We start from the raw sequence: 13192 nt of genomic DNA on the forward strand, positions 1-13192 counted from the left end.
CGTTTATTTTCAGCGCTTATGGCGTGGTTTCATAATGGCGGGTTAGTGTATAAGTAATATAATTTTCCCAGAGCGGTTGAACAATATCCCACTTGTAATCGTGAGAGGAAAAAGTCTGGATGACCATACGCCCGTCCAGGCAGGATGCCAGCACGCCATAATCTGATTTGCGGTCTTGATGCACACCGCCAACCAGCACAGCATCTCCGCCGGAACCCAATTCCAGCAGATCGCCCGCATCCGTAAACCATTCCGGGTACGGGTAGGAAGGCGGCAGAACTGTATTGGGAGAGGATAACAGAGGATGGGATTTATCCAGCCAATAAATGGAATAACTGAATGGATCATACTGGTAATTGCGCTCCCAATCACGGAAAAATTTAACACCGCATTTGCTCAGGATCGGGGCTATTTTGCCGTTCGCGACCTCATCCAAATACCAGACCTCAATGATGACCGCCCCGCCATTGTTGATGTGGTCATACATCATCTCGAACATCTCGCCGCTGAAGGCGATGCGCGATTCAGCAGCCACGATCATCAAATCCCATTTTGTGGAAGAATTCGCCTGTGACTTAAAATCGCCCAAACGGTCGGCGGTATTCATGATCTTTCCCCCGGAAAAATTCATGGAACTGACAGTTCTCTCCACGATCGGCAGGAGATCCGGATATCCCGCCATATCTTCATAGATCAAAATATTGGAAGTTTTTATCAACTCCTTGATATCCAATGGAGCAGTATCCAGGGTGAATGCGGTCGGTGGAACGACCACAGCGGTGTCGGCCGGCGCCGCCGTGTAGGTTGGGTAGGGAGTGTAAGTCGGCTGGGAAGGCGCGAGGGTTGCAACTTCCCCCCCTGACGAGACTGCCGTCTGTTGAACAGCCAGACTGGTCTGCTGAACAGCCAACGCCACCTGCGTTTCTCCAATACCAGTATCTGAGTCAGATACTGCGGGCATGACGCTGCATGCCAATACCGCGATGATCAATAATAAAACTGCCGGGAGCCATGTTGATCTTTTCATAATGAGTTCTCCTTTGACGCGCCTTGATCGGAATAAGAAAGCAGCGAACACAAAATACCTGAAGCATCTTAATATTATATTTCTCATTCTTGAAAATCAAGTGTAATTCATCACATTTCCCGATCATCAAAGGAATCCGTGGTATGGTATCTTCCCTGAGAATGCAGGGTTATAACTTTCTACTTTCAGATCAAATCTAAAAAAGAGGATAACTTGTTAAATAAACTGTTATTTCACCGCTTCCCGAATGTCAAAAGCTGGCTGACACGTCTGCAATATGAGTTGATATCCATGCTGGATAAGGACAGGAATGCCATCTTCATGAACTTTGGCTACACATCGCATCAAAAAGGGAATGATCCGCTTCCTCTCGCGGTTGAAGACGAAATACATCGCTATCCTCTGCAGCTCTATCACCATGTCGCCAAATCCATTGACTGGTCAGGCCGCGACGCGCTTGAGGTCAGTTCCGGTCGCGGCGGCGGGGCGAATTTCATCATGCGCCACTTCAAACCAAGATCGTATACCGGCGTGGATTTTTCCACCCGCGCCATCGAATTCTGCCGTACTCATTACAACCATGATGGTCTTAAATTCCATCACGGCAACGCCGAAGCGCTGGCTTTCCCCGATAATTCCTTTGACGTGGTCATGAACGTCGAGGCTTCCCTGTATTATCCGAATATCACAAAATTCTTCGAACATGTAAAACGGGTGCTCAAACCAGACGGCTACTTCCTTTACACTGACCTGCGCTATGAAGAAAAAGTCGAGATCTGGCACGCGCAATTAAAGGCCATGGGATTAAAACTCATCAAACAGGAGGAGATCACAGACAATGTTCTACAGGCCATGGAACTGGACCGCGAGCGCCGCATGCAGCTGGTGGATAAATATGTGCCTGTCATTCTGCGCAAGCAGTTCTATCATTTTGCGGGTCTGACGCCCGACTCGCCCGATGGACTGCCGCATCTTGATAATAGAAGATACTGGTTTTTTGTACTTCAAAAGATATAAGGCATAAAAGATGCGCCGCATGGCGCATCTTTTTGATTATCAAAATCGCTTACAATTACAAAAGAAAATTCACACAAGGAGTCTCATCATGCAGTTAAGCGAAGACATTCGCAAACAAGTGATCCTGTTTCAACAGACCGAGATCACTGAATACCACATCTACAAACGACTGGCGAAACGGATCAAATCTGTAGAAAATGCAAAGGTACTTGATCAGATCGCAGAAGATGAACTGCGTCACTATAAAGGCTGGAAGGAATATACAAAAGAGGATGTACAGCCGCGCTGGTTTTTTGTCTGGTTCTATTACATCGTCAGCATCGTCTTCGGATTCACATTTGGCGTCAAGTTAATGGAAATGGGCGAGGAAGCGGCGCAGGGGAACTACGCTGCTGTTTCCAGGGAAATTCCCGAAGCCGCGATCTATCAACATGAAGAAAATGTTCATGAAGAAAAACTGATCGAGATGCTGGACGAGGAACGCCTGCAATACGCAGGATCCGTTGTGCTCGGGCTCAATGACGCCCTGGTGGAATTGACAGGCGCTCTGGCCGGGCTGACGCTTGCCCTGCAAAACACAAAGTTGATCGCCCTTTCAGGACTCATCACCGGCATCGCCGCGTCGCTTTCCATGGCGGCCAGTGAATATCTATCCACCCGTTCTGAAAAGACGAGCAAGCATCCAGTGCGCGCCGCGATCTATACAGGCATTGCTTACATCACCACTGTCACTCTTCTTATCCTGCCCTATCTGCTGCTTGATAACTACTATATTGACCTTGCCATTTCACTCAGCACAGCAGTCGTCATCATCGCTGTATTCAACTATTACATCTCAGTTGCCAAAGGCGAATCCTTCCGCGAGCGGTTTATTGAAATGGCAGGCTTGAGTCTCAGCGTGGCGGCGTTCTCATTTGTCATTGGCTATTTCATTCGTCAATGGCTTGGAATTGAAATTTAACTCAGTACCCTGCCCCGGGAGGGGACCCATGAAAATATTAACGGTAGATATCGGCACGGCACGCAGGATATTTTTCTTTACGATTCCGAATCTCGACATCGAGAACGGATTCAAACTCATTCTACCATCCCCCACCATGATGGTTCATCGCCGTCTCAAGCAGGCGCTTCCGCTTCGCCCGATCCTGTTGACTGGACATCAAATGGGCGGCGGCCCTTCAGCATGGGCGATCGAAGAAGTTGCGCGCGCGGGGATTCCAGTGTATATGACACCCTCCGCCGCGACAACTTTGAATGATGAGTTGGATAAGGTTGAGAAGTTGGGGATAAAGATCGTTGGGGAAGATGAAGTTCAAGGTTTGCAAGTTGCAGGTTTGAAGGTTGAAAGGTTGGAGTTGAGGGATTTTGATTTTGAGTTGATCTCAAAGACCTTCAGTGATTATGGTGTTTCGTTGGATGATTTATCTGCCATCGCGGTGGCAGTCTTTGACCACGGCAACGCGCCCGCGGGAGTTTCAGACAGGCAATTCAGGTTTGATTATCTCGATGAAAGAATTAAAGAAAAGAATTCGCTTTCAGCCTTTGCTTATTTATCAAACGATATTCCCAAGATCATGACCCGCCTGCAATCTGTAGCGGACTCAGCTCATGCGTTACCTTGTCCGTTGGTTGTAATGGACACGGCTCCAGCCGCAGTCCTCGGTGCGAACTTTGACCCGACCGTCATGAAGCGCCAACGGAAGATCATTGTCAATGTCGGGAATTTTCATACGCTGGCATTTCGTCTCGGTGATGGGATCGAAGGAGTCTTTGAACATCACACGGGTGAAATTGATCTACCAAAACTGGAAAACTATATCCGCGCCTTGGCGGATGGTTCGCTCAAACATCAGGATATTTTTGACGACATGGGACATGGCGCATTGGTGTATGGGACAAATCCATTTGAGTTCGGCAAGGACGAATTTGATGTGGTGGTGACAGGGCCTAGGCGTTCATTGTTCATAGGAGCTCAGCATGCTGCGCCCCTACGCCCGTATTTCGCCACCCCATTTGGTGACATGATGATCGCGGGATGTTTTGGTCTGCTGGCCGCTACAGCGGAGATTCTGCCCAATTTGGCAGAACCAGTTATGGAGTCGCTGCGAGGCGGGCGCGGGCGTGGAGTCGCTCCATGGGATGCGGGGTGAGGCCTGATAGGAATTGAGAAACGCTGACAGAGTCTTACAGCGCCATTCCTGTATAGTTTGGACATGTCCATTTGCACCCGTATTTCAACATCGCTCTTCACGGCATTGCCTGGCGCTATGTTCTTTGCATTAGTTGTCATCAGCAAGGAGATGCGTCAGGAATATTTTTGGATATCCATCCTCGCGGGGGTGTCGGTTCTATTTGGAAGCGCAATTGTTTTTGGCTTCGTCCTGCCGGCTAGATTACACCCAAAGTGGTTTTGGATCATGGCGGCAGGATTCGCGGCGATGGTGTGCGCGTTATTTGTAACCGCAGTTTTGGATGCCACACCCTTATGCGTGGGGCAGAACAATGGAGATGGTAACAATGATCTCGGTAGATGCATGGGGTATGTGGTGTTGTATGCCATCTTTTACGGCATCCCATATATGATGCTGTTGACAGTGAGCGCAGTGACGGGACATTGGGCAATGAAGATATTCAGAAATCCATGACAAGAAAGCGAGTAATATCATTTCGTTCGGCGGAAAGGGTGGAATATAATCACACCACTCAGGAGTGATCATGAACCAGCATCTACATATCGTCACATTGGGCGTGAGGGATTTCAAAAAATCTGTTGAATTTTATTCAAAGATACTTGGATGGAAACCATCCAGTAATACCAATGATGATATTGCATTTTATCAGGCGGGCGGCGTGGTGCTGGCAGTTTATCCGCGTGAGAAGTTGGCAGAGGATGCGATGACTTCGCCAGAGTTCAGCGGATTTTCTGGAATCACGCTGGCGTACAATGCCAGAAGCGAAGCGGAAGTGAATGAGATCATTGGGGATTTGAAATCCAAAGGTGTGAAAATCGTCAAAGAACCGCAAAAAGTTTTTTGGGGCGGATATAGTTCCTATTTTGCCGACCCCGATGCGGGTAGGTTACTAATAAAGAAGAAGCATTCGGTCCCATTCTGATCGCGGCGGCAGAGAGATTAACTTATCGTGGATACGACTCTGTCGGCGCGGCGACCATCAACAATGGAAAGATTGATTTACGCAAAGATACTGGCAAGGTGGATTCGGTGGCGGCGAAATATAACATCGCCGAGATGCGCGGACAGCGCGGGATTACGCAGTTGCGTTTGGCGAACCATCACGAGACTATTCACAGCCGCATTTGGATTCAACCGGTGGCATGGTGGCAACGTGGTGAACAAGGTGGGACTACGTTTGGAATTCATGGCGGAAGGCATGACAGTCCGTTCGCAGAATGATGATGTGACATGCGTCCATGCGGGAAAATCATAATTTCCACACTCTAAAAATCATTTTCAAATCTTGAAGCTATCTTTACATGGGCTTTATATGGGGAAACTATCATGGGGACATCGTTGCAGGAAGCAGCGAACAAAATTCAAAAATAACTTTTATAAGGAGTTCCCATGTTAAACAATTTCAAGAAGATTACGATCGGCATTCTGTTGGCGGCTTTGGGGATCGCGGCAGGTGCAACTACATTCAACGCATATGCACAATCTGCGACTGCACCCACTTCGTACGGAAGCGGCGTTGACCTGATCAACATTCCCGCATCGACCTTGAGCGCGGATGAAGCTGCCAGCCTGCTTTTCATGCGTGAAGAGGAAAAGCTCGCGCGCGATGTGTATAACGCTCTTTATGCGACCTGGGCGTACCCGACCTTTCAGAATATTGCAGCCAGCGAACAGAAACACATGGACGCGATCAAAGTATTGCTCGACCGCTACGCTCTGACCGACCCCGCGCTTGCTCCTGGAAAATTCACAGACCCGACCCTGCAGGCGCTTTACGACCAGCTCGTCGCACAGGGATCCATTTCACTGGTGGAAGCATTCAAGGTCGGAACTGCCATCGAGGAGATCGATATCCGTGACTTACAGACCCGCACCCCGCTCACCGACAATGCCGACATTCAGTGGGTTTACAACAGCCTGCTGAACGGTTCCTACAACCACTTGAAAGCTTTCGCCAACGCACTCTCAAGACAAACAGGTGAGACCTATCAACCACAGTATCTCTCTGCTGATGCGTACCAGAGCATTGTGACAGGCTCCATGAGCCAGGGGAATCAAGGTGGTAACGCTCAAGGCATGAGCGGACGTTCGCAAGGTATGGGACGGGGCGGAAGATGGCAGAAACCGTAATTTACATGTAAATGAAACGATCACCCTGAAGGGTCATTCTTCAGGGTGATTTTTATTTTAACTTCTCTTTTGTTTCAATGCGATTTCGTAAGAGCGCTTGAGCAGTGCAATCGCCCGCTCCACGTCCGCTTCTTCACGCAGGTAAAAACTGACCCAGCCTGTCTCGGGCAAAATGTGATGCGGTTCGGCTTCTTTTGCGGCTACGATCTCATCACGGATCTTTTTGGGGAAGGGAATATCCACAAGCGAGTCGCCGTGGATGTGACCGATCTCGCGTTTACCGATGCGGAATTCCGTGCCGCCGAAGCGATGTGGATGAGTTTCGATGCCCTGCCAGGTAAGTAAGGTATCAACTATTTGTTTTGATGCGCCGCGAACTGACATGTTTTCTCCGATATAGAAGAGCGACCCTGCAAGATCGTTGAGAAGACATGTGTAGTCTGGGCGGGTCGCCCCTACGTGATAATCACAGAACGTATGGCGGAAGGTACTTCTTACTTAGTGAGTATCATCATCTATTCGAGGACGGGGGATGGCATATAATCCATCAAATAAACATTTTCAATTATTGTAGGGGCGGAGCAATACCCTAACGGGCACATGTGCTCCGCCCCTACGTAATCAACAAGGAGAAAATATTACATGTGTGGAATTTTCGGTTACGTTACCAATAAAGAAGAAGCGCTCGGGCCTATTTTGATCGCGGCAGCGGAGAGATTAACTTATCGCGGGTATGACTCGGTGGGGGCAGCGACGTTGAATAGCGGGAAGATCGATCTGCGAAAAGATGTGGGCAAGGTGGATTCGGTGGCGGCGAAATATAACATCGCGGAGATGCGCGGACAGCGCGGCATTACGCAATTGAGATGGGCGACGTTTGGCGAGCCATCACAAGTTAACTCACAGCCGCACCTGGATTCGAATGGCGACATGGTTGGCGCGCATAATGGTAACGTGGTCAACAATGTGGAACTGCGTTTGGAATTTATGGCGGAGGGAATGACTGTCCGTTCGCAGAATGATGGCGAGACTTGTGTCCATGCGGTGGAGAGATATATCAGCCGCGGATATGAATTCATTGATGCGATTCGACTCGCGTACGGCGACCTCGAAGGTGATTATGCCTTTGTCATCGGGCGCGCGAATGATGACAAGTTGTATGCGTTCAAAAAAGGTTCGGGCATGGTGATCGGCATCGGAGATGGCTTCACTTGTCTTTCGTCTGACCTGCCTTCGATATTGCCGCTCACCCGCGAAGTGATCCGCCCGCAGGATGGGGAGATCGTGACGTTGTGGGCGGACCGCGTGGAAGTGCGCTCTGTCAAAGATGGAAAAATAATTCAACGAATACCAGAAACAGTTACGGAGTCGATGGATGCGGTGCAGAAGGGTGGGTATCCGCATTTTATGTTGAAAGAAATCCACGAGCAGGCACAAGTCGCCCGTGAGTTGATCCACTTGTTGGATGGCAGTCCCGATGTGCAGCCGTTGGTCGAAAAGATGAAGAACGCGCGTCATCTGTATTTGATCGGATGCGGCACGAGTTATCACGCGGCGGCGGTGGGCTCGGTATACATCGCGCAACTGGCGGGGCTGACCGCTATCCCCGTGCTTGCGCCGCAGTTCATCGCGCAATACGCGCCTGCGGTTGGATATGAAGACGTGGGGATTTTCGTCAGCCAATCGGGCGAGACCAAGGATGTGCTGAATGCGTTGGAAGCCGCCGAGAAGCGCGGCATGGCTTGTTTTGGATTGGCGAACGTGGTGGGCTCGACGTTGACGAAGGCGACTTCGTTCTGCCTACCCTTGTGCTGCGGATACGAAATCAGCGTGCCAGCCACGAAGACATTTACCAACCAGGTCGTGACGTTCCTGTATCTGGCGTATCGACTCGCTGGCAAAGATACGAGCGAACTTTTGCGCATCCCTGAATTGATGGAGCAGACGATCGAGATGGTCGGACCGCAGATCGAAGCGATCGCAAAAGATATCAACGAGTGGAACGATATGTACTGTCTCGGCTACGGCGCGACTTATCCCATTGCCCTGGAAGGCGCATTGAAATTAAAAGAAATCACCTACGCCCACTGCGAAGGCATGCTCTCGACCGAGTTCAAACACGGACCGCTCTCCGCGGTGAGCAAGGGATTCCCGATCGTCTTTGTGGCGGGACCGAACGATGTGCCGCTCATCATCAGTGGGATCAACGAGGTCAAAGTCCGCGGCGCACGCACGATCACCATCGCCGAAGAGGATGCCCGCCTGCGCGCCAACGGCGATGACTTGGTCGTCATCCCCAAGTCAGATGCGCAGATCAGCGCGTTGTTGGGAGTCCTGCCGTTGCAGTTGTTGTCGTATCACATGAGTGTGCTGCGCGGGTTTGATCCTGATTTCCCGAGGAATTTGTCTAAGACGCTGACGGTGGATTAAGGTAGCGGATTTTTGAAGCGAATAAACGGATAGCAATTGGGAGACCATTTCAGCCCCCCCAGACTTTCCCTAAATACGACGCTTCAAACTTTGAATCGTCGTATTTAGGGAGAATAGGTGGTCCGCTTTCGGAATGAAGAGGTTATGAAGAATTTGTCCGCTGTGGTGGGAAAGATAGGCGAGATGATTGAAAAGTGATTTTACGCGTTGCTATTTATCTCAAATTGAGATAAAATCTTTTCATGCACATCATCACCCGTAAAACGCTGATCCAGTTTTGGGAGAAACATCCCGATAGCCAAACAGCATTAATGCGTTGGTTTAAGATCGTGCAAAAAACCGAATTCATTAGTTTTTCCGAGTTGAGGCAGGTTTTTCCTTCTGCTGATAAGCTAGACCATTGGATCGTTTTCAATATCGGCGGCAACAAATACAGGTTGATCACATCAATTCACTTCAATCGTGGCAAGGTATATATCCGTCATGTTTTGACTCATGCAGAATATGACAGAGGAGATTGGAAAAATGACACTCCTAAATAAAGAACTCCAAATTCACTGGAAAAATGTTGCTCCCCTGCTGACCGTCCGCAACGAGCGTGAATATAACGCGGCTGTAAAACGACTTAATGAATTATTGGATGAAATCGGGGATAATGAGAAACATCCACTTTATAGCTTGATGGACACTCTTGGGACGTTAATCCATGCTTATGAGGAAGAGCACTATCCGATTCCAGATGTCACTGGTGCGGAGGTATTACGCTTTCTGATGGATGAACATGGATTGACTCAATCTGATTTGCCAGAAGTGGGCTCGCAAGGCGTGGTATCTGAAATATTGAATGGCAAGCGCGATCTGAATGTTCGTCAAGTCCGCTCGTTAGCGGAGAAGTTCAAAGTTTCAAGCGCGGTGTTTGTGTAAGGGAATTGCGCGCGAATAAGTTGGGAGTCCATTTTCGAAGGCAACAGGTCGTTGCAGGATTCGTCGTTGATTTTTACTGTCACAAAGCGGCATTGGTCATTGAAGTGGATGGAGATATCCTTGATCTGCAGCGGGAAGAAGATGCAAGGCGCGAAAAGGTTTTGAGAGTGACGGGGCTGAGGGTGGTCCGCTTTCGGAATGAAGAGGTTGTGAAGAACTTGTCCGCGGTGGTGGGGAAGACTAGCGGACTTGTTGTATGATGGGCTTGGTAAATTTCAGCTAAAATTTCTTGACACATAATATCCCCTCGCATAAAATAAGAGCAATCTCGTCCAAAATAAAGAAAAGGAGGCACGAAAAAATATGACAACCATTCACTCACCTAAAAATTCTGTTTTGAGCGCGCCTCCCGCAGTCGGATTTTAGCAACGATTCGATTCATTCCCTTTGACACTTCCAACCGCAGGCGTGGACTCAGCCTGCGGTTTTTGATTCCCTAATCATCGCATTTGTTTTTTTTCTGGATATTTACAAAGGAAAATAAAATGAATCCATCAAATCCCAAAAGTGACTTTGTACATGTAAACGGAATCCGCTTGCATTATCTGGATTGGGGCGGTGTCGGTCGGACCTTGATCTTTCTGACAGGTATGGGAAGTTCCGCTTACATCTTTGGCGGATTCGCTCCGCGCTTTACAAACAAGTTCCGCGTCCTGGCCCTCACCCGCCGCGGACAAGGTGATTCTGATACTCCCGAAACCGGCTACGATGCGGATACGCTCACAGAAGATATTCGTCAGTTCATGGATGCATTGCACATTAAAAAAGCCATCCTTGCCGGTCATTCGCTGGCAGGAGTCGAACTCACTCACTTTGCCGCTACACACCCAACCCGGGTTGAAAAATTAGTCTACCTCGATGCGCTGGATGACCGACGAGGGCTTCAAGCCATTCAAGAACAAAGTCCGCTCAAAGGGATTGAGATCAAAAAAGAAGAAAGCTCCCGCATACTTTTGAAGAATATATTGCCGATATAAAAAGGGACCTACCATATTTCGCAGAAATATGGAGCGATGTATGGGAGCAGGAATTTTTCCATAATACCAAAGTCAACGAGGCGGGAGTCTTCGTTGACAAAATGCCCGCATCCGTTGAAACAATGATGGTTGAATATCTGATCAAAGGGTATGTCCCAAAACGAGTGGATGCCAACATCCCAACCCTTATTTTTTATGCTTTCGGAATACCCACATTACAAAACGGCTACACCGAGGAGCAAATCGCCTCGTATGGTCAATATTTTCGAAATGTAAGGGAGCCTGTCTTAAGGTCTGTCATTGCCGAATTTCAAAACAGATTCCCTCACGCAAATATTGTTGAGATCCCCGATGGGCACCACTATGTTTCATCATCCAGGAGAAACTGGTCCATGACGAGATGCTGAAATTCCTGGATGGATGATCCATTATATTCAGTCCTCGGAAGTCTTAAAGATTTCCGAGGATTTTTTTTATTCCAAAGTTGGGAAGGACTTCTCAAACAGATTCTTCGCCGCCGCGTATCCCTTCTCCACCAGCATCGCTGAGACATCTCCGTCGTAGTCAATGATGCGTTCAACGGGCAGAAAATCATCGGGCGCAGCGATCAACACTTTGACCTCGCGGTATTTATAAGGCAAATTTCCTTCGGCACGTTCACGGGCTGCAAGATCATTGAATGTATTAATTAATTTCAAACTCTCGCGGAAGGAGGAAAGCAGCATCCAATCCAAAGTCCAGGTGATGGCGTCGCCAAAGGATTCAGGGAGTTTACGGGCGGTATGCGGAGCGGGGTCGTCAACTCCCCACCAGGGCGTCATCAAGACCACCACGATCTCGGCCGGCACATCCATGGGGACATCCTTCATGACATCCAGCGCAACTCCGATGGGCGTGTTCGCCACCAGCGCGCCATCCCAATAGAAGGCGTTCGTCTGAGGGTCGAAGGTCCACGGGTAGACGAGCGGAATCGAGCACGAAGCCAGGATTCGGTCGGCTGTGATACCGGTGGATACATCCCGCCGCGCTTCGCCCGTGTCCCGCCGCTGGATGGCGCGGTTGCTGAAGATCATCCGCTCCCCGGTCTGCACATTGGTCGCGGCGATCAGCAATGCCTTTTTACTTTCGGATAATTTTTCAGGGTCAAATTTAAAGCGGGTATGCAGGGTCTTGCGGAGCGGCCCCGTATCCAGCAGGTTGATCCAGCGTCCGATAAATTTCTCGCCCCACCAAGTGGAGACCATTGGCAGGGGCGGCCAGAATTCTTTCGGCATGGGCGAGGTCGCGTCCTGCGGCTGGACCTGCGGCAGGTTTGCATCCATGATCGCGCCAAAGGCTTTGCGCGCGAACCAGCGCGCGAGTCCGCGCATGCCGGGCGGCAGGCCTTGAATATCTTTTTCTTCAAGAGATTTCCAGACGCTCACCAGTTCATCCGCAGACATGCCCTGCGCAATCGCGGCTCCGTTGACCGCGCCAATGGATGTACCCACCACGACCTGCGGATCCCACGCGGATGCATGGGATGAATCCACGCTTTGCTTGCGCGTCTCCATCAGATATTTATACACGCCTGCGTGGAATGCCCCGCGTCCGCCCCCGCCAGAAAGAATCAACGCCCGAATTTTGTCCATGCTGTGCTCCTATGTTTATTCGTTTATAGGGCAATTCAAGGCGCATGTCAACCACGAATTTTTCGGAGAATCCACAGCGATAAAATAAGCATGATTTTCACTCACATTATTCTTATGTTTGGAAAAGTAACTTTTTTCCAAGTTATGCGACTTAAATAACAACCAAGCCAACCTACTTTAGCAGAGAAAAAAAGGAGACCTTACCATGGCAAAAAAGACATTAACCACTTCAAAGGGAAACAGCCGCACATGGCAGCAAACAAGTACAGACAATAGAGTTGATCTCACCCGCCAAAGCGCTTTATATGGAGGTATCCTTGGAGAGATCGTTGGCGCGGTACTCGGAACCGCAACAGGCGCACTGACAAAATCCCTGACCGGCACCTTGATGGGGTTCACAGCGGGAATCATGCTGGGCGCGCTCGCGGGCCTATTAATCGGGGTCATTGTCAGCCAGACAGCGGGGACGCGCGGAGGCGCAAGCATCGGCGCATACACCGGGATGGGTTCCGGTGCAATTCTCGGCATTGCGACCGGCTTGATCATTCCAGACTCTTTACGACTGAGTGCGAACACGCTGCAGACACCGGTGCTGAACGCGCTCATATCCAGCCGATTCGAAACTGTCGTGCTTTTCTCATTCCTAATTTGTATATTAGGCATGACGGTCGGAGTATGGGTCAGCGGAAAAAATTTCATACCGGAAAGAATACTTCGCTCATAAATAAACCAAAAGTGCCTGAGAAAACTCGGGCACTTTTTTTATCCAAAAATGAACAACGTGTAAAGATCGCGGATTTATAT

The 13192-nt window shown here is 49.4% G+C and carries 16 protein-coding genes; 13 read left to right on the forward strand and 3 right to left on the reverse strand.

Translation table 11 applies throughout. The features are described 5' to 3' along the window. Nucleotides 1–16: 16 nt before the first annotated feature. Nucleotides 17–1027, reverse strand: coding sequence for a hypothetical protein (locus tag IPL17_RS02720; RefSeq protein ID WP_345305540.1), 1011 nt, complete (start codon nucleotides 1025–1027; stop codon nucleotides 17–19). Between the two features lie 213 nt (nucleotides 1028–1240). Between IPL17_RS02720 and IPL17_RS02725 the strand changes: the two genes are divergently transcribed. The 7 genes from IPL17_RS02725 (at nucleotide 1241) to IPL17_RS02755 (ending at nucleotide 6366) form a co-directional block, all read left to right on the forward strand. Then, on the forward strand, nucleotides 1241–2044 hold the full coding sequence (locus tag IPL17_RS02725; RefSeq protein WP_345305541.1) for a class I SAM-dependent methyltransferase: 804 nt from the start codon (nucleotides 1241–1243) through the stop codon (nucleotides 2042–2044). 88 nt (nucleotides 2045–2132) lie between these two features. Then, nucleotides 2133–3005 (forward strand): VIT1/CCC1 transporter family protein, encoded by an 873-nt coding sequence (locus IPL17_RS02730; protein ID WP_345305542.1) that lies wholly within the window; start codon nucleotides 2133–2135, stop codon nucleotides 3003–3005. Between the two features lie 28 nt (nucleotides 3006–3033). After that, nucleotides 3034–4194: a DUF1786 domain-containing protein gene (locus IPL17_RS02735; RefSeq protein ID WP_345305543.1), complete on the forward strand. Its 1161-nt coding sequence runs from the start codon at nucleotides 3034–3036 to the stop codon at nucleotides 4192–4194. A 63-nt stretch (nucleotides 4195–4257) separates the two neighbouring features. After that, entirely contained in the window at nucleotides 4258–4689 is a 432-nt protein-coding gene (locus tag IPL17_RS02740; RefSeq protein WP_345305544.1) for a hypothetical protein, read from the forward strand. A gap of 70 nt (nucleotides 4690–4759) precedes the next feature. Then, entirely contained in the window at nucleotides 4760–5158 is a 399-nt protein-coding gene (locus IPL17_RS02745) for a VOC family protein (RefSeq protein WP_345305545.1), read from the forward strand. A 107-nt stretch (nucleotides 5159–5265) separates the two neighbouring features. After that, a complete protein-coding gene (locus IPL17_RS02750) occupies nucleotides 5266–5457 on the forward strand; it encodes a hypothetical protein (protein ID WP_345305546.1) in 192 nt (63 codons plus the stop codon). 168 nt (nucleotides 5458–5625) lie between these two features. After that, entirely contained in the window at nucleotides 5626–6366 is a 741-nt protein-coding gene (locus tag IPL17_RS02755; protein ID WP_345305547.1) for a DUF2202 domain-containing protein, read from the forward strand. A gap of 57 nt (nucleotides 6367–6423) precedes the next feature. Here the strand turns inward: IPL17_RS02755 and IPL17_RS02760 are convergent, their stop codons facing one another. Continuing rightward, a complete protein-coding gene (locus IPL17_RS02760; protein WP_345305548.1) occupies nucleotides 6424–6750 on the reverse strand; it encodes a luciferase family protein in 327 nt (108 codons plus the stop codon). A 258-nt stretch (nucleotides 6751–7008) separates the two neighbouring features. On the opposite strand from IPL17_RS02760, the gene glmS reads away from it, so the two are divergent. From glmS to IPL17_RS02785, 5 genes are all read left to right on the forward strand, one after another. Beyond that, a complete protein-coding gene (glmS, locus tag IPL17_RS02765) occupies nucleotides 7009–8796 on the forward strand; it encodes a glutamine--fructose-6-phosphate transaminase (isomerizing) (RefSeq protein WP_345305549.1) in 1788 nt (595 codons plus the stop codon). 242 nt (nucleotides 8797–9038) lie between these two features. Further along, nucleotides 9039–9338, forward strand: coding sequence for a type II toxin-antitoxin system HigB family toxin (locus IPL17_RS02770; RefSeq protein WP_345305550.1), 300 nt, complete (start codon nucleotides 9039–9041; stop codon nucleotides 9336–9338). Then, nucleotides 9322–9720 (forward strand): helix-turn-helix domain-containing protein, encoded by a 399-nt coding sequence (locus IPL17_RS02775; protein WP_345305551.1) that lies wholly within the window; start codon nucleotides 9322–9324, stop codon nucleotides 9718–9720. The genes IPL17_RS02770 and IPL17_RS02775 overlap by 17 nt, the downstream gene beginning before the upstream one ends. Nucleotides 9721–9725: 5 nt before the next feature. Continuing rightward, on the forward strand, nucleotides 9726–9980 hold the full coding sequence (locus IPL17_RS02780; RefSeq protein WP_345305552.1) for a DUF559 domain-containing protein: 255 nt from the start codon (nucleotides 9726–9728) through the stop codon (nucleotides 9978–9980). Between the two features lie 285 nt (nucleotides 9981–10265). Continuing rightward, nucleotides 10266–10757, forward strand: a complete 492-nt coding sequence (locus tag IPL17_RS02785; RefSeq protein WP_345305553.1) for an alpha/beta hydrolase — start codon at nucleotides 10266–10268, stop codon at nucleotides 10755–10757. Nucleotides 10758–11230: 473 nt separating this feature from the next. Here the strand turns inward: IPL17_RS02785 and IPL17_RS02790 are convergent, their stop codons facing one another. Next, nucleotides 11231–12388 carry a patatin-like phospholipase family protein gene (locus IPL17_RS02790; protein ID WP_345305554.1) on the reverse strand — a complete coding sequence of 386 codons (1158 nt, stop codon included), beginning with the start codon at nucleotides 12386–12388 and terminating at the stop codon, nucleotides 11231–11233. 205 nt (nucleotides 12389–12593) lie between these two features. Here IPL17_RS02790 and IPL17_RS02795 point away from each other — a divergent pair, with 205 nt between their 5' ends. Continuing rightward, nucleotides 12594–13112 (forward strand): hypothetical protein, encoded by a 519-nt coding sequence (locus IPL17_RS02795; RefSeq protein WP_345305555.1) that lies wholly within the window; start codon nucleotides 12594–12596, stop codon nucleotides 13110–13112. Nucleotides 13113–13192 lie beyond the last annotated feature (80 nt).

It is taken from the genome of Candidatus Villigracilis saccharophilus (assembly GCF_016711665.1).